Annotated in this window: 23 protein-coding genes; 21 read left to right on the top strand and 2 right to left on the bottom strand. The window is 60.9% G+C overall.

Going from position 1 to position 24,113, the window contains the following annotated elements; all coding sequences use genetic code 11:
- Nucleotides 1–7 precede the first annotated feature (7 nt).
- The 12 genes from ispC to CSQ95_RS22345 all read left to right on the top strand — a co-directional run bounded on the left by ispC (nucleotide 8) and on the right by CSQ95_RS22345 (nucleotide 12,500).
- Nucleotides 8–1,192 carry a 1-deoxy-D-xylulose-5-phosphate reductoisomerase gene (ispC, locus tag CSQ95_RS22405; protein ID WP_099411124.1) on the top strand — a complete coding sequence of 395 codons (1,185 nt, stop codon included), beginning with the start codon at nucleotides 8–10 and terminating at the stop codon, nucleotides 1,190–1,192.
- The gene (rseP, locus tag CSQ95_RS22400; protein ID WP_099411123.1) at nucleotides 1,189–2,550 is read left to right on the top strand and encodes an RIP metalloprotease RseP; all 1,362 of its coding nucleotides are present in this window, start codon (nucleotides 1,189–1,191) and stop codon (nucleotides 2,548–2,550) included. Before ispC ends, rseP begins: the two co-directional genes overlap by 4 nt.
- An 83-nt stretch (nucleotides 2,551–2,633) precedes the next feature.
- On the top strand, nucleotides 2,634–4,970 hold the full coding sequence (bamA, locus tag CSQ95_RS22395) for an outer membrane protein assembly factor BamA (RefSeq protein ID WP_070221517.1): 2,337 nt from the start codon (nucleotides 2,634–2,636) through the stop codon (nucleotides 4,968–4,970).
- Between the two features lie 51 nt (nucleotides 4,971–5,021).
- Nucleotides 5,022–5,540: an OmpH family outer membrane protein gene (locus CSQ95_RS22390; RefSeq protein WP_046684967.1), complete on the top strand. Its 519-nt coding sequence runs from the start codon at nucleotides 5,022–5,024 to the stop codon at nucleotides 5,538–5,540.
- A gap of 21 nt (nucleotides 5,541–5,561) precedes the next feature.
- On the top strand, nucleotides 5,562–6,617 hold the full coding sequence (gene lpxD, locus CSQ95_RS22385) for a UDP-3-O-(3-hydroxymyristoyl)glucosamine N-acyltransferase (protein WP_099411122.1): 1,056 nt from the start codon (nucleotides 5,562–5,564) through the stop codon (nucleotides 6,615–6,617).
- The gene (gene fabZ / locus CSQ95_RS22380) at nucleotides 6,614–7,093 is read left to right on the top strand and encodes a 3-hydroxyacyl-ACP dehydratase FabZ (RefSeq protein ID WP_070311812.1); all 480 of its coding nucleotides are present in this window, start codon (nucleotides 6,614–6,616) and stop codon (nucleotides 7,091–7,093) included. The genes lpxD and fabZ (CSQ95_RS22380) overlap by 4 nt, the downstream gene beginning before the upstream one ends.
- A 258-nt stretch (nucleotides 7,094–7,351) precedes the next feature.
- Nucleotides 7,352–7,846 (top strand): 3-hydroxyacyl-ACP dehydratase FabZ, encoded by a 495-nt coding sequence (fabZ, locus tag CSQ95_RS22370; RefSeq protein WP_099411121.1) that lies wholly within the window; start codon nucleotides 7,352–7,354, stop codon nucleotides 7,844–7,846.
- 1 nt (nucleotide 7,847) lies between these two features.
- Nucleotides 7,848–8,639, top strand: coding sequence for an acyl-ACP--UDP-N-acetylglucosamine O-acyltransferase (gene lpxA, locus CSQ95_RS22365; protein ID WP_099411120.1), 792 nt, complete (start codon nucleotides 7,848–7,850; stop codon nucleotides 8,637–8,639).
- On the top strand, nucleotides 8,623–9,798 hold the full coding sequence (gene lpxB / locus CSQ95_RS22360; protein WP_099411161.1) for a lipid-A-disaccharide synthase: 1,176 nt from the start codon (nucleotides 8,623–8,625) through the stop codon (nucleotides 9,796–9,798). Before lpxA ends, lpxB begins: the two co-directional genes overlap by 17 nt.
- 44 nt (nucleotides 9,799–9,842) lie before the next feature.
- A complete protein-coding gene (gene rnhB / locus CSQ95_RS22355) occupies nucleotides 9,843–10,481 on the top strand; it encodes a ribonuclease HII (RefSeq protein ID WP_070288016.1) in 639 nt (212 codons plus the stop codon).
- A complete protein-coding gene (locus CSQ95_RS22350; RefSeq protein WP_099411119.1) occupies nucleotides 10,478–11,263 on the top strand; it encodes an RNA methyltransferase in 786 nt (261 codons plus the stop codon). Before rnhB ends, CSQ95_RS22350 begins: the two co-directional genes overlap by 4 nt.
- 22 nt (nucleotides 11,264–11,285) lie before the next feature.
- The gene (locus CSQ95_RS22345) at nucleotides 11,286–12,500 is read left to right on the top strand and encodes an aminotransferase class V-fold PLP-dependent enzyme (protein WP_099411118.1); all 1,215 of its coding nucleotides are present in this window, start codon (nucleotides 11,286–11,288) and stop codon (nucleotides 12,498–12,500) included.
- A 125-nt stretch (nucleotides 12,501–12,625) separates the two neighbouring features.
- Here CSQ95_RS22345 and CSQ95_RS22340 read toward each other — a convergent pair whose 3' ends face one another.
- Nucleotides 12,626–13,474: a pyruvate, water dikinase regulatory protein gene (locus tag CSQ95_RS22340; RefSeq protein WP_070288024.1), complete on the bottom strand. Its 849-nt coding sequence runs from the start codon at nucleotides 13,472–13,474 to the stop codon at nucleotides 12,626–12,628.
- Between the two features lie 152 nt (nucleotides 13,475–13,626).
- Between CSQ95_RS22340 and ppsA the strand changes: the two genes are divergently transcribed.
- The 5 genes from ppsA to CSQ95_RS22315 all read left to right on the top strand — a co-directional run bounded on the left by ppsA (nucleotide 13,627) and on the right by CSQ95_RS22315 (nucleotide 19,173).
- Nucleotides 13,627–16,059 (top strand): phosphoenolpyruvate synthase, encoded by a 2,433-nt coding sequence (gene ppsA / locus CSQ95_RS22335; RefSeq protein WP_070221573.1) that lies wholly within the window; start codon nucleotides 13,627–13,629, stop codon nucleotides 16,057–16,059.
- Between the two features lie 146 nt (nucleotides 16,060–16,205).
- Nucleotides 16,206–16,703 (top strand): Dps family protein, encoded by a 498-nt coding sequence (locus tag CSQ95_RS22330; protein WP_034752224.1) that lies wholly within the window; start codon nucleotides 16,206–16,208, stop codon nucleotides 16,701–16,703.
- A 176-nt stretch (nucleotides 16,704–16,879) separates the two neighbouring features.
- The gene (locus tag CSQ95_RS22325) at nucleotides 16,880–17,296 is read left to right on the top strand and encodes an NfeD family protein (protein WP_070221510.1); all 417 of its coding nucleotides are present in this window, start codon (nucleotides 16,880–16,882) and stop codon (nucleotides 17,294–17,296) included.
- Between the two features lie 15 nt (nucleotides 17,297–17,311).
- Nucleotides 17,312–18,256 (top strand): SPFH domain-containing protein, encoded by a 945-nt coding sequence (locus CSQ95_RS22320; RefSeq protein ID WP_099411117.1) that lies wholly within the window; start codon nucleotides 17,312–17,314, stop codon nucleotides 18,254–18,256.
- 608 nt (nucleotides 18,257–18,864) lie between these two features.
- Complete coding sequence (locus tag CSQ95_RS22315) at nucleotides 18,865–19,173, top strand: H-NS family nucleoid-associated regulatory protein (protein ID WP_010397665.1); 309 nt, start codon at nucleotides 18,865–18,867, stop codon at nucleotides 19,171–19,173.
- A 304-nt stretch (nucleotides 19,174–19,477) separates the two neighbouring features.
- Here the strand turns inward: CSQ95_RS22315 and smpB are convergent, their stop codons facing one another.
- Entirely contained in the window at nucleotides 19,478–19,927 is a 450-nt protein-coding gene (smpB, locus tag CSQ95_RS22310; protein ID WP_034784131.1) for an SsrA-binding protein SmpB, read from the bottom strand.
- Between the two features lie 93 nt (nucleotides 19,928–20,020).
- Here smpB and CSQ95_RS22305 point away from each other — a divergent pair, with 93 nt between their 5' ends.
- The 4 genes from CSQ95_RS22305 to guaA all read left to right on the top strand — a co-directional run bounded on the left by CSQ95_RS22305 (nucleotide 20,021) and on the right by guaA (nucleotide 24,007).
- Nucleotides 20,021–20,452, top strand: coding sequence for a type II toxin-antitoxin system RatA family toxin (locus CSQ95_RS22305; protein ID WP_035818194.1), 432 nt, complete (start codon nucleotides 20,021–20,023; stop codon nucleotides 20,450–20,452).
- Nucleotides 20,445–20,741: an RnfH family protein gene (locus CSQ95_RS22300; protein ID WP_099411116.1), complete on the top strand. Its 297-nt coding sequence runs from the start codon at nucleotides 20,445–20,447 to the stop codon at nucleotides 20,739–20,741. The genes CSQ95_RS22305 and CSQ95_RS22300 overlap by 8 nt, the downstream gene beginning before the upstream one ends.
- 124 nt (nucleotides 20,742–20,865) lie before the next feature.
- The gene (gene guaB, locus CSQ95_RS22295) at nucleotides 20,866–22,326 is read left to right on the top strand and encodes an IMP dehydrogenase (RefSeq protein ID WP_034752206.1); all 1,461 of its coding nucleotides are present in this window, start codon (nucleotides 20,866–20,868) and stop codon (nucleotides 22,324–22,326) included.
- Nucleotides 22,327–22,396: 70 nt separating this feature from the next.
- Nucleotides 22,397–24,007, top strand: a complete 1,611-nt coding sequence (gene guaA, locus CSQ95_RS22290) for a glutamine-hydrolyzing GMP synthase (protein ID WP_070288027.1) — start codon at nucleotides 22,397–22,399, stop codon at nucleotides 24,005–24,007.
- The last annotated feature ends 106 nt before the right edge of the window (nucleotides 24,008–24,113 follow it).

Genomic DNA, 24,113 nt, shown 5'->3' with positions numbered 1-24,113 from the left:
GAAACTCATGCAATACATTACCATTCTTGGCGCGACCGGCTCGGTCGGCGTGTCCACACTGGACGTGCTCGCGCGTCATCCGGAGCAATACAGCGTGTATGCGCTGAGCGCCCACAGCCGCGTGGCCGAACTGGCCGCCCAGTGCCTGCAATTCCGCCCCCGGCGCGCCGTCGTCGGCACGGCCGACGCCGCCCTTGAACTGACGCGTTTGCTGCGCGGGCAGGGCGTCGATACGCAAGTCGAGTACGGCGTGGACGCCCTGTGCGACATCGCCAGCGCGCCGCAGGTGACGGGCGTGATGGCGGCCATCGTCGGCGCGGCCGGCCTGGCGCCCACCCTGGCGGCAGCGCGTGCCGGCAAGAAAGTATTGCTGGCCAATAAAGAAGCGCTGGTCATGTCCGGCCAGCTGTTCATCGATGCCGTGCATGACAACGGCGCCGTGCTGCTGCCCATCGACAGCGAACACAACGCCATCTTCCAATGCATGCCGCACGCCCATGGCCGCGCGCCGGGCGCCGCGGGCGTGGCGAAAATCGTGCTGACGGCTTCCGGTGGCCCTTTCCTGACGCGCGACGTCGAGACGCTCGACACGGTCACGCCGGACCAGGCATGCAAGCATCCGACCTGGGCCATGGGGCGCAAGATTTCCGTCGATTCGGCCACCATGATGAACAAGGGCCTGGAAGTGATCGAGGCGCACTGGCTGTTCGGCGCGCCGGCCGACCAGATCGAGGTGCTGATCCACCCGCAAAGCGTGATCCATTCGATGGTTTCGTACATCGACGGTTCCGTGCTGGCCCAGCTGGGTAATCCGGACATGCGCACGCCGATCGCCCATGCGCTGGCGTATCCGCAGCGCATCGCTTCCGGCGTAGCGCAGCTGGACCTGGCCCAAGTGGCCACCTTGCAGTTCGAACGTCCCGATTTCCGCCGTTTCCCCTGCCTGGCGCTGGCCTTTGACGCCTTGCGTGCGGGCGGCACGGCGCCGGCTTTGCTCAATGCGGCCAATGAAGTGGCCGTGCAAGCGTTTCTTGACGAACAGATCGGCTTCCGCCAGATCGACAGGGTCATCGCGCACGTGATCGAGACGGTGCCGCATGGCGCCGCTTCGAGCATCGACGCCGTGATGGAGCAGGACCGCCGGGCCAGAGCGGCCGCGCAAGCGTATATCGCGCAAAGGCTTGCTGCATGACGCTCATCACCACGTTGCTGGCCTTTATCGTCGCGCTCGGTTCGCTGATTACCCTGCACGAGCTGGGCCACTACCTGGTGGCGCGCTGGTGCGGTGTGAAAGTGCTGCGTTTCTCGATCGGCATGGGAAAAGTGGTGTATTCGCGCAAGTTTGGCAAGGACCAGACGGAATGGGCGATCTCCGCGCTGCCGCTGGGCGGCTATGTCAGCATGCTCGACAGCCGCGCGCAAGACCTCAGCGACTTGCCGGAAAGCGAATTGCGCCGCGAATTCACGCGCCAGAGCGTGTGGCGCCGCATCGCCATCGTGGCCGCCGGCCCGCTGGCCAACTTCCTCGTCGCCATCGTGCTGTACGCGGGCCTGTTCATGCATGGCATCGAAGAGCCGTCGAGCAAGCTCGGTCCCGTGGCCGAACAGACTGCCGCCTATGCGGCCGGCTTGCGCAGCGGCGATACGGTCGAGTCGGTAAATGGCAAGCCCGTGGCCAGCTGGTCCGAGCTGCGCTGGGAACTGATCCAGGCTACCCTCGACAAGTTGCCGGCGCGCATCGAAGTGCGCCGTCCCGACCGTGGTCAGCAGGAAGCGACCTTGCCGACGGCCAGCCTGACGGAGACGGACCTGGAAGGCGACGTGCTGGGCAAGCTGGGGTTGACCCTGGCCCGTTCCGCGCCCACCCTGATGGAAATCATGCCCGATGGCGCCGCCGCGCGCGCCGGCCTGCAGAAAAACGACCAGATCCTGGCCATTGACGAACAACCCGTGCACGACGTGGCGGCCGTCATCGCCACCCTGAGCCAGGCGCCGGGTCGCACCTTGCAATTGCAGCTCTTGCGCCAGGGCCAGGACTTGACCTTGCCCATTACGCCGGACGCCGTGCAGGGCGCCGGGGCAGAGGGAGCTGTAACAGTTGGTAAGATACAAGCAAAGCTGGGACAGGTGCCGGATATGATCACCGTGGCCTCCGGACCGATCTCTGCCGTGGGCAAGGCGTCCGCCAAGGTCTGGGATACCAGTGTCATGAGCCTGAAAATGTTGGGCAAAATGATCACCGGCCAGGTTTCTCTGAAGAATGTGACGGGGCCCATTACCATCGCCGATTACGCGGGCCAGACGGCGCGCATCGGCTTGGTAAGCTACCTGAGCTTCATCGCCTTCATCAGTATCAGTCTGGGCGTGATGAATTTGCTACCCATTCCTGTTCTGGATGGCGGGCATTTGCTGTATTATTCGCTGGAAGTTTTGACCGGACGCCCCTTGCCGGAGCGCGTAGGCGAGATTGCCCAGCGCCTGGGGATAGGTTTGTTGCTGACCTTGATGGTGCTTGCCGTCTTTAATGACGTGTTGCGATTGCTGAATTAGGGCGCTGGTTGAGGCCATTGCGTGAGTCGCACAAGCAATCTTTTGTGTATGTTGTCCATTGATTTACCCATTGAATAACCCCAATGAAATTACATTCTGCTCGTTTTGCCTTGCCTTCCTTTCGCCGCAGCCTGATCGGCGCCGCCGTCATGGCCATCTGTTCCGGCCACGCGCTGGCCGTCCAGCCGTTCACTGTCAAGGACATCCGGGTCGAAGGGATCCAGCGTACTGAAGCGGGCACCGTCTTTGCCTACCTGCCGGTGCGGGTCGGCGAAACGTTCTCCGACGAGAAGAGCGTTGCCGCCATCAAGGCCCTGTATGCGACGGGCATGTTCAAGGATGTGCGCCTGGAAGCCGATGGCGACGTGCTGGTGGTGCTGGTCGAGGAACGTCCGGCCATCGCCAGCGTGGCATTTACCGGTACCAAGGAATTTGAAAAGGACGTGCTGGTCAAGGCGCTGAAGGAAATCGGCGTCGGTGAAGCCAAGATTTTCGACAAGGCCTCCGTCGACCGCGCGGAACAGGAACTCAAGCGCCAGTACCTGTCGCATGGCCTGTACGGCGTGAAGATCACCACCACCGTCACGCCGATCGAGCGCAACCGCGTCAACGTGGTGTTCGCCGTCGACGAGGGAGACGTGGCTCGCATCAAGCAGATCAACATCGTCGGCAACAAGGCCTTCACGGACAAGGAACTGCGCGAGCAGCTGGCCCTGAACACGGGCGGCTGGTTCAGCTGGTACACCAAGGCCGACCAGTATTCGAAGACCAAGCTGACGGGCGACATCGAAGCGCTGAAGTCCTACTACCTGGACCGCGGCTACATCGAGATGCAGGTCGATTCGACGCAAGTGTCGATCACGCCCGATAAAAAAGATATTTATCTGACGATCAACATCACCGAAGGTGAAAAGTACAAGATCGCCGGCACCAAGTTCGAAGGCGAGATGTTCGGCCGCGAAGAAGAGCTCAAAGCGCTGAACCTGATGCGCGAAGGCGACATCTACTCGGGCGCGCGCCTGACGGCGACGAACAAGCGCATCCAGGACCGCCTGGCCACGTTCGGCTATGCCTTTGCCAACGTTAACGCCAATCCCGAAATCAACCGCGAAAAGCATGAAGTCGGTTTCACCTTCTTCATCGATCCGGGCAAGCGCGTCTACGTGCGCCACATGAATATCGCCGGCAACACCACCACGCGCGATGAAGTCATCCGCCGCGAATTCCGCCAGTTCGAATCGTCCTGGTACGACAGCAACAAGATCAAGCTGTCGCGCGACCGTGTCGACCGCCTCGGCTACTTCAAGGACGTGACCATCGACACGCCGGAAGCGCAGGGCACGACCGACCAGGTCGACGTCAACGTGACGGTGGTGGAAAAACCCACCGGTAACTTCCTGATCGGCGGCGCCTTCTCGCAATCGGAAAAATTCACCCTGTCGGCCTCGATTTCGCAAGCCAACTTCGCCGGTAGCGGCAACACGGTCGGCATCGAACTCAATACCAGCCATTACAGCCGCACGATCGCGTTTTCGCAAACCAATCCGTACTTCACGGACGACGGCATTTCGCGCAGCTTCGAAGTCTATCTGCGCACGACGGAACCGCCGGCGCTGAACATCGGCAGCTACAAGATCAAGCAGACCGGTGGCCGCGTCAGTTTCGGCGTGCCGTTCTCGGAAGTCGACACCGTCTTTTTCGGCATCGGCGCCGAGCGCTCACGCATCGAAACGGACATCACCAGCCCGATCCGCTTCAAGCAGTACGTGATCGACAATGGCGGCCCGTCCGACGGTATCGGTTCGGCCACCACGAATTCCATCCCGCTGACGGCGGCATGGCAGCGCGACAGCCGCGACAGCGCCCTGACGCCATCGATCGGCCGCTACCAACGCGTCAACCTCGAGGCCGACCTGATCGGCGACCAGAAATACTTCCGCGCCATTTATGAGCACCAGTATTTCCGTCCGTTGTTCAGCAAGGTCACCCTGGCGCTGAAGGGCGAGATCGATTACGGCCACGGTATCGGCAAGCACGTGTATCCGGTCTTCAAGAACTTCTACGGCGGCGGCATCGGTTCGGTGCGCGGCTACCTGAGTTCCTCGCTGGGCGCGGTCGAACCGAGCACCAACGATGCCTTGGGCGGCGCTTCGCGCCTGATCGGTAACGCGGAACTGCAGATGCCATTCCCCGGTTCGGGCAATGACCGCAGCTTGCGCTGGTTCGGTTTCCTTGACGGCGGCCAGGTCTACCAGGAAGGCGAAAAAATGCGGATCTCGCAATTGCGCTATTCTGCTGGCTTGGGCATCAGCTGGATTTCACCGGTGGGCCCGCTCAAGCTGAGCTACGCCAAGCCGCTGAACGCCAAGCCGACGGACCGCCTGGAGCGCTTCCAGTTCCAGATGGGCACCGGTTTCTAACCGGCCATCTGAACGGGGGCGACAGCTTTTACTTTTTGACCATGGAGTATCATGAACACCGCATCCGCTACCCTGCCCAAGACCCTTGCCGTGATCGCATTGTGCTGGAGTTCGCTGTTGCCGGTGCAGGCGCAGGCTCAGGAGTCGAAGATCGCCTGGATCAGCAGCGAACGTATTTATAACGAATCGAGGCTGGCCAAGCTGGCCAGCGCCAAGCTGGCCGAAGAGTTCCGCTCGCGCGAAAAAGCCGTGCAGGAACTGGCTGCCCGCTTCAAGGTGGCCAACGAAGCCCTGGAAAAGGACATGCCGACCCTGAGCGAGGCGGAGCGCGCCAAGCGCCAGCGCGAGTTCTTCGAGCTGGACAAGGAGCTGCAACGCCGCCAGCGCGAGTTCCGCGAAGACCTGAGCCAGCGCACGAATGAAGAGCGCAGCGCCATCGCGGAAAAGGCCAACACCATCATCCAGCAGATGGCGCATATCGAAGGATATGACATCGTGCTGCAGGAAGCCCTGTGGGCCAGCCCGCGCATCGACATTACCGACAAGGTATTGAAGGCGCTGGACAAGTGATATTAGAATAGAGGTAATTAGATGGGCACTCGACTAGGAGAATTGGTCGAACGCTTCGGCGGGCAGTTGGCGGGCGATCCCAACCTGGAAGTGTCAGGTATCGCACCGCTGGCCGACGCCGGCGCTTCGCACATCAGCTTTCTCAGCAATAGCAAATTCCGCGCACAGGCGGCCCAGAGCGGCGCCGCCGCGCTGATCCTCACGCCGGCCGACGATGCGCTGATCGGCGTCGACTACGCCGGCGCGCGCATCGTCACCCCGAATCCCTATGTGTATTTCGCGCGCGCGGCGCAGTATTTCGCCGCCCTGCACGAGATCAAGGCACCAATCGGCATCCATGCGGGCGCCTTTGTCGACGCCGGCGCGCAGGTTGACGCCAGCGCCTCCGTCGGCGTGCATGCGGTGATCGAAGCGGGCGCCGTGATCGGCGCCGGCTGCGTCATCGGACCCGGCTGCGTGGTGGGGCGCGACGCCGTCATCGGCGCCGGTACCCAGCTGTTCGCCAACGTGACCTTCCACGCGCGCTGCGTGATCGGCCAGCGCGGCATCATCCATTCGGGCGCCGTGATCGGCACCGACGGATTCGGCTTCGCCAACGAAGGCGGCGTCTACATCAAGATACCGCAGACGGGCAGGGTGGTGATCGGTGACGATGTCGATATCGGCGCCAACACCACCATCGACCGCGGCGCACTGGCCGACACCATCATCGAAGATGGCGTCAAGCTCGATAACCAGATCCAGATCGGCCACAACTGCCATATCGGCGCGCACACGGCCATGGCCGGCTGTGTCGGCGTGGCCGGCAGCGCCATCATCGGCAAGTACTGCACCTTTGGCGGCGCCGCCATGGTGCTGGGCCACCTGACCATTGCCGACCGCGTCCACGTGGGCTCGGGCAGCATGGTCTCGCGTTCGATCCTGGAAGCGGGCCAGTACACGGGCTTTTATCCGCTGGCCAAGAACGCCGACTGGGAAAAGAGCGCGGCCATCGTGCGCAATCTGTCAAGCATGCGCGAGAAAATCCGCGCGCTTGAAAAAACGATTAAAACACTGACCACGCAAGACGAAAAATGAGTACTGAGAAAAAAACCCTCGACATCCTCGCCATCAAATCGCTGCTGCCGCACCGCTATCCGCTGCTGCTGGTCGACCGCGTGCTGGACTGGGAAGCCGATAAAACGATCACCGCCATCAAGAACGTGACGGTCAACGAAGAGTTTTTCCAGGGCCATTTCCCGCACAAGCCGGTCATGCCCGGCGTGCTGATGATCGAAGCGCTGGCGCAGACGGCGGCCCTGCTGTCGTTCCTGTCGATGGGCGTGAAGCCGGACGAGAATTCGGTCGTGTACCTTGTCGGCATCGACAATGCGCGCTTCAAGCGTCCCGTCGAACCGGGCGACCAATTGAAGATGGACGTGGAAATCCTGCGCGTGTCGCGCGGCCTCTGGAAATACAAGGCAGTCGGTTCGGTCGACGGCACGGTGGCGCTGGAAGCGGAAATCATGTGTACCATTCGCAGTGCGCAGGATGCGAGCCAGCCGGCGGGGTAGTAATAGGGCGGTCATCCACTCTAAGCCAATGTTGATCCGAAAGCTGAGCTCGACAGATTGGTCTGGGTGGGGCCGTACACCAGCATCGGTCCGCACGTGCGTATCGCGCGGAGCCGGGCCAGTACACGGGTTTCTGTCTGCTGGCCAAGAACGCCGACTGGGAAAAGAGCGCCGCCATCGTGCGCAACCTGTCAAGCATGCGCGAGAAAATCCGCGCGCTTGAAAAACAATTAAAACACTGACCACCCAAGACGAAAAATGACTACTGAAAAAAAGACCCTCGACATCCTCGCCATCAAATCGCTGCTGCCGCATCGCTACCCGCTGCTGCTGGTCGACCGCGTGCTGGACTGGGAAGCCGATAAAACGATCACCGCCATCAAGAACGTGACGGTCAACGAAGAGTTCTTCCAGGGCCATTTCCCGCACAAGCCGGTCATGCCCGGCGTGCTGATGATCGAAGCGCTGGCGCAGACGGCGGCTTTGCTGTCGTTCCTGTCGATGGGCGTGAAACCGGATGAAAATTCGGTGGTGTACTTCGTCGGCATCGACAATGCGCGCTTCAAGCGTCCAGTCGAACCGGGCGACCAATTGAAGATGGATGTGGAAATCCTGCGCGTCTCGCGCGGCATCTGGAAATACAAGGCCATCGGTACGGTCGACGGCAAGCTGGCGGTGGAAGCGGAACTGATGTGCACCATCCGCAGCGCGCAGGATGCCAGCCAGTCTGCGAGCCAGCCAGCGGGGCAGTAACATGGCGGCCATCCACTCCACGGCAGTCATCGATCCGAAGGCCGAGCTTGACAGCTCGGTCGAGGTGGGTCCGTACACCATCATCGGTCCGCACGTGCGCATCGGCGCCGGCACCAGGGTCGGCCCGCACGTGGTGATCGATGGCCATACGACGATCGGCAGCGACAACCACCTGTTCCAGTTTTCTTCCATCGGCGCGCAGCCGCAGGATAAAAAATGGGCGGGCGAGGCGACGCGCCTGGAAATCGGCGACCGCAACACCATCCGCGAGTTCTGCACCTTCAACACGGGCACCGTGCAGGGCGGCGGCGTGACGCGCCTGGGCAATGACAACTGGATCTCGGCGTATGTGCACCTGGCGCACGACTGCCTGGTGGGCAACAACACTATCTTTTCGAACAACGCGCAGCTGGCGGGCCACGTGGAAATCGGCGACTGGGTCATCATGAGCGGTTTTGCCAATGTGCACCAGTTCTGCAAGATCGGCGCGCACGCCTTTGTCGGCATGAGCACCAGCCTGACGCAGGATGTGCCGCCGTTCGTCCTGTTGAACGGCAATCCGGCACAGGCGCATGGCGTCAACATCGAAGGATTGAAACGCCGCGGCTTTACGCGGGAGCAGATCAACGGCATCCGCGCCGCGTATAAGCTCATCTACCGCGCGGGACTGACCCTGGAAGAGTCCAAGGCGGCCCTGTTCGACGAAGAGCAGGCTTCCTCGCCCGAGGTGGCGCAACACATTCGCGCCATGCGCGAATTCCTTGGCGTGGCGTCGCGTGGCATCGTCCGCTGACCGGGACCGCGGCCTGTCGGTCGCCATCGTCGCCGGCGAGGTGTCGGGCGACCTGCTGGCCAGCCGGCTGCTGTCCGGCCTCGTGCCGCAGCTGCCCGGCGCGCGCTTCCACGGCATCGGCGGCGAGCATATGGCCAGGCAGGGCTTCGTGTCCGACTGGCCGCTCGACAAACTGACCGTGCGCGGCCTGTTCGAGATCATTCCCCGCTACCGCGAAATCAAGGGCATCCAGAACGCGCTGCGCGACCAGCTGCTGGCGGAGCGTCCCGCCGTCTTCATCGGCGCCGACTACCCGGGCTTTAACCTGGGCCTTGAGCAGCAGCTCAAGGAAGGCGGCATCCCTACCGTGCACTACATCGGGCCGCAGATATGGGCCTGGCGCGGTGGACGCATCAAGAAAATCATCAAGGCCGTCTCGCACATGCTGGTGATTTTCCCGTTCGAGGAAGAGATCTACCGCAAGGCGGGCGTGCCCGTCACCTATGTCGGCCATCCGCTGGCCGAGATGATCCCTTTGCAGCCCGACGAGGCGGCCGCGCGCCGTGTCCTGGGCTTGCCGCAAGACGCGAATGTCGTGACCCTGATGCCGGGCAGCCGCATGGGCGAACTCAAATACAATACCGCGGCGTTTGTCGGCGCCTGCAAGCTGCTGCTGGCGCGCGACCGCTCCTTGCGTTTCGTCGCGCCCATGGCCGGCGAAAAGCAGCGCCAGTACTTTTTGCAACTGATCCGTGAGGCGGGCTTGCAGGACGTCGAGATATTGCTCACCGATGGCGGCTCGCACACGGCCATCTGCGCCGCCGATGCGGTGCTGGTGGCTTCCGGCACGGCGTCGCTGGAAGTGGCGCTGTACAAGAAACCGATGGTCATCGCCTACAAGATGATGCGCGCCTCGTGGGAAATCATGCGCCACATGGGCTACCAGCCGTGGATAGGCTTGCCGAACATCCTGGCGCGCGATTACCTGGTGCCCGAGCTGCTGCAAAACGCGGCCAGCCCGCAAGCGCTGGCGGACGCCATGTGGCAGCAGCTGAGCGACGTGCCGGGCCGTTTGCGCCTGGTGCAGCGCTTCACGGACATGCACCACAGCCTGCTGCGCGACAGCGCGCGCGAAAGCGCCAACGCCGTCATGCAGGTCATCGCCGCCAACCGCAAGTAAGCCCGAATCACCGCTTCAACCGCAGCACCAACCAAAGATTCAACGTGAAAAATATCTATCCCGGCCTGTTTGACGACTTGCCATTCTCGCTCGATGAAATCATCTGCGGCGTCGACGAGGCAGGCCGCGGTCCGCTGGCCGGCCCCGTGTTCGCCGCCGCCGTGATCCTCGACCCGAACCAGCCCATCGACGGCTTGCGCGACTCGAAGAAACTCAGCGAAGCCAGGCGCGACCTGCTGGCGCCGCAAATCAAGGCCAAGGCCCTGGCCTGGGCCATCGCCGAAGCGTCGGAAGAGGAAATCGACCGCCTGAACATCCTGCAGGCGTCGATGCTGGCCATGCGCCGCGCCGTCGAGGCCCTGGCGACCGTGCCGACCCTGGCCCTGATCGACGGCAACCGCTGCCCCGTGATGCCGATACGCGGCATGGCCATCATCGGCGGCGACGACAAGGTCGATTCGATTTCCGCCGCCTCGATCCTGGCCAAGACGGCGCGCGACGCGGCCCTGGTGCACCTGCATGCGGCCTATCCCGAGTACTGCTTCGACCAGCACAAGGGCTATGGCACCAAGCTGCACCTGGAGCGCCTGCACCTGCACGGCGCCTCGCCCGTGCACCGCCGCTCGTTCGCGCCCGTGCGCAACGTGATCGCGCTGTTCGGCGGGCAGGAGGTGGCGGCATGAAGACGATTACCTCGCGCGACAATGCGCAATACAAGGATTTATTGAAGCTGGCGGGCAGTTCGCAGGCGCGCCGCAAGTCGGGCCGCACCCTGCTCGACGGCGTGCACCTGTGCCAGTCGTACCTGCAGCTGCGCGGCATGCCGGAGCAGTGCATCGTCAGCGAAAGCGCCTTGCAAAATCCGGAAGTGGCGGAGATCGTCGGCCAGCTGGAAAGCCAGCGCGCGCACGTACTGGGCTTGCCCGATGCGCTGTATAACGCGGTGAGCCAGGTCGAACATGGCGTGGGCGTGATGTTCCTCGTCGAGACGCCGGAACGGGCCGTCACGCAGCCTCTGAGCGTGTCGGCCGTGCTGCTCGATAACCTGCAAGACCCGGGCAACGTGGGCTCCATCCTGCGCAGCGCGGCCGCCGCCGGCATCACGCAGGTGTACTGCAGCGCCGGCACGGCTTTCTGCTGGTCGCCCAAGGTGCTGCGCGCGGCGATGGGCGCGCACTTCGTGCTCGACATCTTTGAAAACGTCGACCTGGCGGCACTCGTATCGAACGCCAAGGTGGCGACGCTGGCCACCAGCGGCTACGCCACGCAGCGTCTGTACGACGTTGACCTGCGCCAGCCCGTCGCCTGGCTGTTCGGCCATGAAGGGCAGGGCGTCGCCGACGACCTGCTGTCGATGGCCACGCACCAGGTGGTCATTCCCCACCTGGGCCAGATCGAATCGCTGAACGTGGCCGCCTGCGCCGCCGTGTGCTTCTTCGAGCAGCTGCGCCAGGGCCAGTCCTGACACTTTCACACCAAGGCCCGCCATGCCTGACCATGCAGTTCTGCCCTTGCTTGCCGACGGAGCCACGCGTGACGAGGCCTGGTGGCGCCAGGTAGCCAGGTTTTATCCCGCGCCGCCGGACGCCATCGTCAATCTGGAACACGGTTATTTCGGCGCCATGGCCGCCCCCGTGCAAGCGGCCTTCGAGCAGGCCGTGCGCTACACCAACGAGCAACTGAGTCCCTTCGTGCGCGGAGAATTCACGCGCACGCATGTGGATATTCTGCGCCGGCGCGTCGCCGCGCTGATCCATGCCGAACTGCATGAAATCCTGCTGACCCGCAGCGGCACCGAGTCGATGCAGGTGCTGATCACGCAATACCACGGCCTGGCGCCCGGCGATACGGTGCTGTGGAGTAATCTCGACTATCCGGCCATGCGCACGGCCATGCGCTGGCTGGCGCAGCGCCGTGGCGTCACCAGCACGCAAGTCGCCTTGCGCTTGCCCATCGGCGATGACGAGATCATCGCCCGCTACGCGCAAGCCATGCGCCAGGCCGTCAAGCCCAAATTGCTGCTGCTGTCGCAGGTGACGCCGGCTAATGGCCAGCAACTGCCGCTACAGGAAATCATGGCGCTGGCGCGCGAACACGGCATCGACGTGCTGCTCGACAGCGCCCATGCGCTGGGGCAGGTCGACGTGGACGTGCAGGCCATGGGTGTCGATTTTGCCGGATTCAATCTGCACAAATGGCTGGGGGCCCCGGCGGGACTCGGCGTCGTGTATATCCGCGCCTCGCAATTGCACAAGATCGAGCCGCATTTTGGCGACGACGATTATCCGCTGGACGATATCCGCAGCCGCCTGCACATGGGCATGCCGCCGATCGGCGCCATCCTGGCCGCGCCTGCCGCCTTGGACTTCCATGCGCGCCTGGGCGGCACGCCGGCCAAGAACGAACGCCTGGCCTGGCTGCGCAATTACTGGGTCGAGCGGGCGGCGCAGTTGCCCGGCGTGCGCATCCTGTCGCCGCTCGATGCCAAACGCGGCACGGCGCTGGTCGCCTTTGCCGTCGACGGCATGAGCGCGCGCGATCTGCGGCAAGCCTTGCTGGAGCGTTTTGGCATATTCACCGTGCAGCGCAATATCGGCGATGCCGACATCGTACGCGCCACGGTGGCCGTCACCACCACCACCGCTGAACTGGACCAATTGGTGGCGGCGCTGACGGTGCTGTCCCGCGAGGCGAACGCCTGACAAAACCGTCGCGAGCGGAAGGGAGAGGTGGCCGAGAAGCGCAACCGTACTTGAGTACGGGGGCGCCGAGCCGGTGAGCATCGCAAGCAGCCTATACCGACGCGCAGCAGGTTTGGTCAGGCGTGCTAGTACTCGCGGCGGTTCGGCTTGATCTCTTGCAGGATCGTCGTGGAGATCTCCTCGATCGACTTGGTGGTCGAGGAGAGCCAGCGGATGCCTTCGCGTTTCATCATCTTTTCCGCCTCGTTGACCTCGTAACGGCAATTTTCGATGGCCGCATACTTGCTTCCAGCGCGTCTTTCGTTGCGTATTTCCGACAAACGTTCGGGCGTAATGCTCAATCCGAAAATTTTATTCTTAAATTCCAGCAGGGCCGATGGCAGCTTGTCGCGCTCGAAATCGTCGGGAATCAGCGGATAATTGGCCGCCTTGATACCGTATTGCATGGCCAGATACAGGCTGGTCGGGGTCTTGCCAGAGCGCGAAACACCCACCAGAATGACATCGGCCGAGGACAGGTTCTTGTGCGACTGCCCATCGTCGTGCGCCAGCGAATAGTTGATCGCCTCGATGCGGTTCTTGTATTCCTCGCTGTCGACGATATTGTGCGAGCGCCCGATGGTATGGGTCGACATCACGCCCAGCTCCTGCTCCAGCGGGGCCACAAAGGTCTGGATCAGGTCCATGTGCATGCCGCTGGACTTGCGGATCACGGCCGACAGGTCGTTCTTTACCAGGGTGGAGAAAATGATCGGGCGCTGGCCATCGGCGGCGAAGGCTTCGTTGATCTTGCGCGCCGCATCGTATGCCTTGTCCATGGTGTCGATGAAGGGCAGGCGGATCTGACGGAAGCGCAGATCGAACTGCGTCAGCACCGAGTGGCCGAACGTCTCGGCGGTGATGCCGGTACCGTCGGAAACGAAGAAGACGGTGCGGGCCGCGGAGGGCAGAGGAGGGCGTGGTTCTTGTGTCATGGGTTTTCGGATCAAGATTGTGCGTCGTCAATTTGCGCCGCACAAGGTAAAATGGCTGCAACGGTATGATTGTGCTGCACGACGCCAAGAATAACAAGAAGACTGTCTGTGCGCCGCGCGTAAAGATTTCTATCATCAGTAAGGGTGTCATTATGACCAACGCAGTATCGCAACAGCAGGAAGACAAGGACGCGGTGTATGTTGCCTCGTTCGAGCATTTGCGCATGACGGATGTCGAATCCGTCGGCGGCAAGAACGCCTCCCTGGGCGAAATGATCAGCCAACTGGCGGAAGCCGGCGTGCGCGTGCCCGGTGGCTTTGCCACCACGGCGCAGGCATTCCGCGATTTCCTTTCGTATAGCGCCAACGGCGGCTTGCCGCTGGCCGAACGCATCGCCCAGCGCCTCGAAGGGCTTAACATCGATGACGTGCGCGCGCTGGCGCAAGCCGGCGCCGAGATCCGTCAATGGATCGTCGAAACGCCGTTCCAGCCACGCCTGGCCGCTGAAATCGATCAGTTCTACGCCAAACTGGTGGCCGATTCCGACACCGAAATGTCGTTTGCCGTGCGTTCCTCGGCCACGGCGGAAGACTTGCCGGATGCTTCTTTTGCTGGTCAGCAAGAAACCTTCCTGAACGTGGTCGGCATCGACAACGTGCTCGAAGCCATGAAACAGGTGTTCGCGTCGCTGTACAACGACCGCGCCATCTCGTATCGCGTGCACAAGGGCTTTACGCACGCTGAAGTGGCCTTGTCGGCCGGCGTGCAGCGCATGGTGCGTTCCGACCTGGGCGCGGCCGGCGTGATGTTCACCATCGATACCGAGTCGGGCTTCAAGGACGTGGTCTTCGTCACTTCCAGCTATGGCCTGGGCGAAACCGTGGTGCAGGGCGCCGTCAATCCCGATGAATTCTATGTGCACAAGCCGATGCTGGAAAAAGGCAAGTCGCCTGTGATCCGCCGCAATATCGGCTCGAAGCTGCTGAAGATGGAATTCACGAACGAAGCGAAAGCCGGCCGTTCCGTGAAAACCGTCGACGTGCCGGTTGAAATGCGCAACCGTTACTCGCTGAACGACAGCGAAGTGGTGGAGCTGGCCAAGTACGCCGTCATCATCGAAAACCACTACGGCCGTCCGATGGACATCGAGTGGGGCAAGGATGGCCGCGACGGCAAGCTGTACATCCTGCAGGCGCGTCCTGAAACCGTCAAGTCGCAGCAAAAGGCGACCGACGTGCAGGAACGCTTCAAGCTGAAAAGCACGGGCACCGTGCTGACGTCCGGCCGCGCCATCGGTCAGAAGATCGGCGCCGGCCCCGTGCGCGTGATCCACGACCCGGCCGACATGGAGCGCGTGCAGCCAGGCGACGTGCTCGTTGCCGACATGACGGACCCGAACTGGGAACCGGTCATGAAGCGCGCATCGGCCATCGTCACCAATCGCGGCGGCCGCACTTGCCACGCAGCAATTATTGCCCGTGAACTCGGCGTGCCGGCCGTCGTCGGCTGCGGCGACGCGACCGACGTGCTGAAAGACGGCACGTTCGTCACCGTCGTCTGCTCCGAAGGCGACGAAGGCAAGATCTACGACGGCTTGCTGGAAACGGAAGTGTCGGAAGTGTCGCGCGGCGAATTGCCTAAGCTCGATACCAAGATCATGCTCAACGTGGGCAATCCGCAGCTGGCGTTCGACTTCCAGTCCGTGCCGAATGCGGGCGTGGGCCTGGCGCGCCTGGAATTTATCATCAATAACAATATTGGTGTGCATCCGCGCGCGATCCTGGAATATCCGAACATCGATGCCGACCTGAAAAAGGCCGTGGAATCGGTGGCGCGCGGCCACGCTTCGCCGAAAGCGTTCTATATCGACAAGCTGGCCGAAGGCATCGCCACCATCGCCGCCGCGTTCTGGCCGAAGAAAGTCATCGTGCGCCTGTCCGACTTCAAGTCGAACGAGTACAAGAAGCTGATCGGCGGTTCGCGCTACGAGCCGGACGAGGAAAACCCGATGCTGGGCTTCCGCGGCGCGGCGCGCTACCTGTCGGCCGACTTCTCCGAAGCGTTCAACATGGAATGCGAAGCGATGAAGCGCGTGCGCAATGACATGGGCCTGACGAACGTGGAAATCATGGTGCCGTTCGTGCGCACCCTGGGCCAGGCCGAGAAAGTCATCGACTTGCTGGCAAAGAATGGCCTGAAGCGCGGCGAGAACGACCTGCGCGTCATCATGATGTGCGAAGTGCCGTCGAACGCCATCCTGGCCGACCAGTTCCTTGACCATTTCGACGGCTTCTCGATCGGTTCGAACGACCTGACCCAGCTGACCCTGGGCCTGGACCGCGATTCCGGCATGGAATTGCTGGCCGCCGATTTCGACGAGCGCGATCCCGCCGTGAAAGCCCTGCTGGCCCTGGCCATCAAGGCTTGCCTGGCACGCGGCAAGTACATCGGCATCTGCGGCCAGGGTCCTTCCGACCATCCGGACTTCGCCGTCTGGCTGATGGAGCAGGGCATCGAATCGATGTCCCTGAATCCCGACTCGGTGATCGACACCTGGCAAAAGCTCGCTGCGCTGAAAGCGTAAGCGTCTTTCCCGCCCTCTGAAAACCCGCTGCCACTGACCTGGCAGCGGGTTTTTTTATGCCTGCCGTGGAGCGCACGGTAGTATCCGATGGGCTTGCGCCAGATCAGCTAAAATGATTCCACCAATACATTGAAACGGGAGTTCACATGGCAAGCAAGAAACCGAGCAAAGTGGCAAAGATCGATATCGGCATTTCCGAAGCGGACCGCGCGAAAATTGCGGAAGGCCTGTCCGGCCTGCTGGCCGACAGCTACACCTTGTACCTGATGACCCATAATTTTCACTGGAACGTCAAGGGGCCGATGTTCAACACCCTGCACCTGATGTTCATGACGCAATACACGGAGCAGTGGGCCGCGCTGGACTTGATCGCCGAGCGTATCCGCGCCCTCGGCTATCCGGCGCCGGGCACCTACAAGGAATTCGTCAAGCTCGCTTCGATCAAGGAAATCGACGGCGTGCCGCCGGCGCTGGACATGGTCAGCCACCTGGTGTCGGCACAGGAAGCGACCGCGCGCACGGCGCGCCGTTTGTTCCCGCTGCTCGAGAAAGCCAATGACCAGCCGACGGCCGATTTGATCACGCAGCGCCTCGATTTGCATGAGAAGACGGCGTGGATGTTGCGCAGCCTGCTCGAGGAATAAACGCCGGGCCGGCGGCGCTAATTCGCCGCAGGCTATTGACGTCATCCGGAATTGCGTTAGACTGCTTGTATATAGGTGTTTGGCAAGAATAATATCAGGCAGTGCAGTGCATTAAACCCCGTCGCTTATATAGGCTGCGGGGTTTTTTATTTTGGATTCACAAGGATGGAGGCATCATGGCTGAATGGGTGGGCTGGTTTGTCGCGGCTGGCGCGGTATTGATCCTGGAGCTGTTTACGGGCACGTTTTATCTGCTGATGATCGCCATCGGCGTCAGTGCCGGAGGATTGGTGGCGCTGGCGGGCGGAAATGGCAGCTGGCAGGCCCTGACGGCCGCCATTGTCGGCGTGGCGGCTACGCTGTTATTGCGGCGCAGCCGTTTTGGCAGGGCGGCGCGGCGCGATGCGGCGCAGGATCCGAATGTGAATCTCGATATCGGCCAAAGCGTGGCGGTCGCGCACTGGGTCGATGGCGCGGCGCGCGTCATGTATCGCGGCGCCTTGTGGGATGTGGAACTGATTCCCGGCAGCGATACGCAGGCCGGTCATTACACCATACGTGCCGTGCGTGGCAGCCGTTTGATTGTTGGATAACCTGGAGAATAGATTATGGAAGTAAGCATCGGAAGCGCGTCGCTGATCTTGTTATTGCTGGCGTTGGTATTTGTCTTCAAGACGGTCAATGTGGTGCCGCAGCAGCATGCCTGGGTGGTGGAACGGCTGGGCAAGTTCCATGCGGTATTGGGGCCTGGCCTGAATATCGTCGTGCCTTTTGTTGACCGCATCGCTTACAAGCATGTACTCAAGGAAATTCCACTCGACGTGCCGCCGCAGGTGTGCATTACGCGTGACAATACGCAATTGCAGGTCGATGGCATTCTGTATTTCCAGATTACCGATGCGATGCGTGCTTCATATGGTTCGTCGAATTATATTGCCGCCATTACGCAATTGGCGCAAACGACTTTGCGATCGGTGATCGGTAAAATGGAACTCGACAAGACATTTGAAGAGCGCGACCATATCAATACTGCCATCGTGAATGCCATCGATGAATCGGCGGCGAATTGGGGCGTCAAGGTATTGCGCTATGAAATCAAGGATTTGACGCCGCCCAAGGAAATTTTGCATGCGATGCAGGCGCAGATTACGGCCGAGCGCGAAAAGCGCGCGCTGATTGCCGCCTCGGAAGGGCGCAAGCAGGAGCAGATCAATATCGCCAGCGGCGAACGGGAAGCGAATATTGCCCGTTCGGAAGGGGAGAAGCAGGCATCGATCAACCGCGCCGAAGGTCAGGCCACAGCCATCGTTGCGCTGGCACAGGCCAGCGCCGAGGCGTTGCGCCAGGTCGGCGCCGCCATCCGCGAGCCGGGCGGCGAAGATGCCGTCAACCTGAAAGTAGCCGAACAGTATGTGGGCGCCTTCGCACAGTTGGCGAAGACAAATAACTCGATTATCGTGCCGGCCAATCTGGGCGATATGAGTGGTTTGATCGCCGCGGCAATGCAGGTGGTCAAAACCCAGAAGCCGAAAGGTGGCGTGGCGATTCCTTGATTGCCGGTGAATAGCACACTCGTAGCAAGTTTTTCGTCAATACTGCCCGCCATATCGCGGGCAGTTTTCATTTGCGCCACTGGAATATATGGCAGCAGCAGGGTTGGAGTATCAGCGTTGGAATCAGTAGCGCTGAGAATATTTTCTTTATGCTATGCTGTGCACACTTTCTGGGTTATATGTTGTCGTGCGACGCTGATCTTTTTGATTGAAGTGGAATCTGCTGCACCGATGTCCGCGATGGACGACGACGCGGGATTGGATACCGGTGCACGGTGGCCGATAGTATTGGCCCCGTGTATGTTTTGAATTGCAATTTTTAATTACTATAAATTGCAATGAAACAAAAAATACTGCAGAATAAATGTGACCGATGGCGCTGTATTGAATCGCCGCCGCACAAAATACAGGTACTGGCACAGACGGTACACTGCGGTGTCCGTCCCCTTGATTGAAGACTTGCATCGCCTGAAAGCCGGGAAGTGGGGTTTTTGGGAAAAGAATTGTAAAAAACAATCAAATCTTCAGAAAAAAACACCTCAATCGCGTTACAATTGGATAGAATTTAACTGTTCAGTTATATTTTTCAACTCACACAAGGAAATATCATGGATCTGTCCAGCTTATCCCTGTCCGAACTGCGCACCTTGCAGGACGACATCAAGAAGCAAATGAAAAAACGCGAACAAGACGATCTGTCCAAAGCGCGTGAACAAATCCTGGCGATCGCACAGAGCGTCGGCGTTTCCGTAAAAGATCTGGTTGGTACGGGTATCCGCGCTAAAACCGGCACGGTTGCCGTACGCTATCGCAATCCGGATGATGCGACGCAGCAATGGACTGGCCGTGGCCGTCAACCGAAATGGGTCAAAGAGTGGACCGATTCGGGCAAGTCGCGTGACCTGCTGAAGGTGTAATGTAATACGCCATTCATTCGGATGCTTGTCCTGTGCGGTAATACAGGTGTACAAGGCAGCATGCAAGCATCCGGAGCTTTCCTCGTTTTTGTCTTTGGCCAGGCAGGCCGAGTTGATGTCCATCGCCGTATCTCCATGGCTTTTTCGCCAATACCGCTTTATTTCCCGTCTTATCTCTTTCTTTTCCCTGCTTTATTCCGTCGCGCTGAGTTTTTCCCGCTTGCCGCAGGCAATCGGCAAAATAAAACCCGGCATATAGCCGGGCTTGTTGGTATTGGCGCAGCAGGCTGCGCGCGGTGCCGGATCAGCGGCGGTGCGATTTCATGGCCGCTTGCACTTCGCGCGCGCCATCGCGGTCGCGCTCCGCAGCGCGTTTGTCGTGCTGCTTCTTGCCCTTGGCCAGGCCGATTTCGCATTTCACGCGACCGCCCTTGTAGTGCAGGTTGAGCGGCACCAGGGTATAGCCGGAGCGTTCCACCTTGCCGATCAGTTTATCCATTTCAGCGCGGTGCAGCAGCAGCTTGCGCGTGCGTACGGCTTCCGGGTGGATATGGGTGGAGGCGGTCGGCAGGGCGCTGATATGCGCGCCGAACAGGAAGAGCTCATCGCCGCGGACGACGACGTAGGCTTCCTTGATTTGTACGCGGGCGTCGCGGATGGCTTTGACTTCCCAGCCTTCCAGCACGATGCCCGCTTCGTAGCGATCCTCGATAAAGTAGTCGTGGAAGGCTTTTCTGTTGTCTGCTATGGTCATGAGATGGTAAATGTGCGCGGGTCGGTTAAACTACTGTCTCGCGCAAGCGCGATAAAATCAAATGTATCCAACATCATAGCAAATGGTTCTTCAATGGCAGTAGTACATAAATCAGTTTTTCTCGGCTATAGCGCCGAACAAATGTTCGCGCTGGTGGCGGCGGTGGAAGATTATCCCAAATTCCTGCCCTGGTGTGGTGCGGTCGAGATTCGCGAGCGGGGCGAGAACACGGTCGTCGCCAGCGTGGGCATACATTACCACGGCGTGCGCCAAAGCTTCACCACGTCCAACGAGAACGTGCCGCCGACGTCCATCAAGATGAAGCTGGTGGACGGTCCTTTCAAGACCCTCGACGGCGTGTGGACCTTCAAGGCCCTGCGCGAAGACGCCTGCAAGATCGAACTGGACCTGCACTACGAGTTTTCCAGCCGCGTACTGGAACAGATCATCGGCCCCGTCTTCGGCATGATTGCCAACAGCATGGTCGATTCCTTTTGCAAGCGCGCGGAGACCGTGTATGGCTGAGACCAGCATGCAGGTGCAAGTGTGCCACGCGCTGCCGGACAGCAGCTTTTTGCGCACCTTGACGGTGCCTGCCGGCACCACCATCGGGCAGGCGGTGGCGCTGAGCGGCTTGCTGCAGGAAATGCTTGGCATCGACCTGGCCGTGAACATGGTCGGCATCTATGGCAAGAAGAAGCCGCTCGATACCGTATTGCACGAGCATGACCGCGTGGAAGTGTACCGCCCCTTGCAGGCGGACCCGAAAGAGGCGCGCCGGCGCCGCGCCGGCAGCAAGCCTGCCAAGGGCTGAGCGGGCAGGGCGGCCGCTGCCTGGCGAGCGCCATTTTTTGCTATTTTCAAATATCTTTTCTATGCTGCAAGGACGAAGGGCGCTTTTTTCTGTATAATCTGCTTTTGCGCCAATAGGAAATGCTATGCGTCTACTTCAAAAAGCACTCACATTCGATGACGTGCTGCTCGTCCCAGCCTACTCCAACGTTCTGCCCGCCGATACGTCCCTCAAAACTCGCCTGACCCGCAACATCACCCTGAATATTCCCTTGCTGTCCGCAGCCATGGATACGGTGACGGAAGCCCGTCTGGCGATCGCGATGGCCCAGGAAGGCGGCATCGGCATCATCCACAAGAATTTGAATCCGAAGGATCAGGCTCGTGAAGTGGCCCGCGTAAAGCGTTTCGAAGCTGGCGTGCTGCGTGATCCGATCACGATTCCGCCGGAAATGAAAATCCGCGACGTGATCGCCCTGACGGAACAATACGGCATCAGCGGTTTCCCTGTCGTCAAAGGCAAGGAAGTCGTCGGCATCATCACCAACCGCGATTTGCGCTTTGAGCAGGAACTCGACGCGGAAGCTTCCGCCAAGATGACCCCGCGCGAAAAACTCGTCGTCGTCAAGGAAGACGCCGATACGGCCGAAGCCAAGCGCCTGATGAACAAGCACCGCCTCGAGCGCGTGCTGGTGGTCAACGACGCATTCGAATTGCGCGGCCTGATCACCGTCAAGGATATCCAGAAGTCGACCTCGCACCCGTTCGCGTCGAAAGACAGCCAGGGAAAACTGCTGGTCGGCGCTGCCGTCGGCGTCGGTGCCAAGGATGAAGAGCGCATCGACCTGCTGGTCGCCGCCGGTGTCGACGTGCTGGTGGTCGACACGGCCCACGGCCACTCGCAAGGCATCCTCGACCGCGTACGCTGGATCAAGACCAAGTACCCGCAAGTCGAAGTAATTGGTGGCAACATCGCTACCGCCGCCGCTGCCAAGGCGCTGGTGGAATACGGCGCCGATGCGGTCAAGGTCGGCATCGGTCCTGGCTCGATCTGTACCACGCGTATCGTTGCCGGTGTGGGCGTGCCGCAAATCACGGCCATCTCGAATGTTGCCGAAGCACTGGAAGGCACGGGCGTGCCATGTATCGCCGACGGCGGTATCCGTTTCTCGGGCGATATCTCGAAAGCGCTGGCCGCTGGGGCCTCGACCGTCATGATGGGTTCCATGTTTGCCGGTACGGAAGAAGCGCCAGGCGAAGTGATCCTGTATCAGGGCCGCAGCTACAAATCGTACCGCGGCATGGGTTCGCTGGGCGCGATGTCCGACGGTTCGGCTGACCGTTATTTCCAGGACGCCACCATGAAGGCCGACAAGTTCGTGCCTGAAGGTATCGAAGGCCGCGTGGCCTACAAGGGCAGCGTGCTGGCGATCATCTTCCAGCTGGTGGGCGGCGTGCGTCAATCGATGGGTTACTGTGGTTGCGCCACCATCGACGAGCTGCGCGAAAAAGCGGAATTCGTGGAAATCACCTCGGCCGGCATGCGCGAGTCGCATGTCCATGATGTGCAGATCACGAAAGAAGCGCCAAATTATCGCTCCGAGTAAGCGGTAACGAAAGTCCAGACCGGCGCCCAGTGCGCCGGTTTTGCAATTGACCCTGAATAAAGCTCCGACCATGCATTCTAAAATCCTCATTCTCGATTTCGGTTCCCAAGTCACCCAGTTGATCGCCCGCCGCGTGCGCGATTCCGGCGTGTTTTCCGAAGTCTTTCCGTATGACGTCAGCGACGAATTCGTGCGCAACTATGGCGCCGCCGGCGTGATCCTGTCGGGCAGCCACAACTCCACGCTGGATGGCGACTCGCCGCGCGCGCCGCAAGCCGTGTTCGAGCTGGGCGTGCCCGTGCTGGGCATCTGCTACGGCATGCAAACCATGGCGGCTCAGTTGGGCGGCAAGGTGGAAAACGGCCTGGTACGCGAATTCGGCTACGCCGAAGTGCGCGCCCGCAGCCATACCAAGCTGCTCAACGGTATTGCCGACTTCGTCACCGACGAAGGCCACGGCATGCTGAAAGTATGGATGAGCCATGGCGACAAGGTGCTGGAAATGCCGCCAGGCTTCAAGCTGATGGGCAACACCCCGAGCTGCCCGATCGCCGCCATGGCCGATGAAGAGCGCCAGTTCTACGGTGTGCAATTCCACCCGGAAGTAACGCACACGGTGCAGGGCAAGGCCATGATCGGCCGTTTCGTGCATGAAATCTGCGGCTGCAAGTCGGACTGGAACATGCCTGACTACATCAGCGAAGCGGTGGAAAAAATCCGCGCGCAAGTGGGCACCGATGACGTCATCCTGGGCCTGTCCGGCGGCGTCGATTCGTCCGTGGCCGCTGCCCTGATCCACCGCGCCATCGGCGACCAGCTGACCTGCGTCTTCGTCGACCATGGCCTGCTGCGCCTCGACGAAGGCAAGATGGTGATGGACATGTTCGCCAAGAACCTGGGCGTGAAAGTCATCCGCGTCGACGCGGAAGACCAGTTCATGGGCCACCTGGCCGGCGTCACCGACCCCGAGCAGAAGCGCAAGATCATCGGCCGCGAGTTCGTCGAAGTGTTCCAGGTCGAATCGGGCAAGCTGGTCAACGCCAAATGGCTGGCGCAAGGCACGATCTACCCGGACGTGATCGAATCGGCCGGCAAAGGCAAGAAAGGCCAGACCATCAAGAGCCACCACAACGTGGGCGGCTTGCCGGACACCATGAAGCTCAAGCTGCTCGAACCCCTGCGCGAACTGTTCAAGGACGAAGTGCGCAAACTGGGCGTGGCCCTGGGCTTGCCGCATGACATGGTCTACCGCCACCCGTTCCCGGGCCCTGGCCTGGGCGTGCGCATCCTCGGCGAAGTCAAGAAAGACTACGCCGACCTGCTGCGCCGCGCCGACGCCATCTTCATCGAAGAACTGCGCAACACGCCGTATGAACCGGTGGTGGTGCCTGGCTTCGATCAGGATAGCGTGCCGACCAACTGGTACGAAGCGACGAGCCAGGCTTTTGCCGTCTTCCTGCCCGTCAAATCGGTGGGCGTGATGGGCGATGGCCGCACCTACGAATACGTGGTGGCACTGCGCGCCGTGCAGACGCAGGACTTCATGACGGCCCACTGGGCGCACCTGCCGCACAGCCTGTTGGGCAAGGTCTCGAACCGCATCATCAATGAAGTGCGCGGCATCAACCGCGTCGTCTACGATATTTCGGGCAAGCCGCCGGCGACCATTGAGTGGGAATAATCTCCCGTCCGGCACCGTAAGGTAATGCCGGGTCAATGAAACAGCTAAGCCCCTGATTTTTCAGGGGCTTTTTTTATTTTGTCTGGCAAACGCAAGCAACCGTCGA

The organism is Janthinobacterium sp. BJB304, assembly GCF_002735765.1.
In the GTDB taxonomy this organism is placed as follows: domain Bacteria; phylum Pseudomonadota; class Gammaproteobacteria; order Burkholderiales; family Burkholderiaceae_D; genus Janthinobacterium.
Note: the sequence above shows the minus strand (reverse complement) of the source record. Positions and strands in the feature narration are given on the sequence as shown.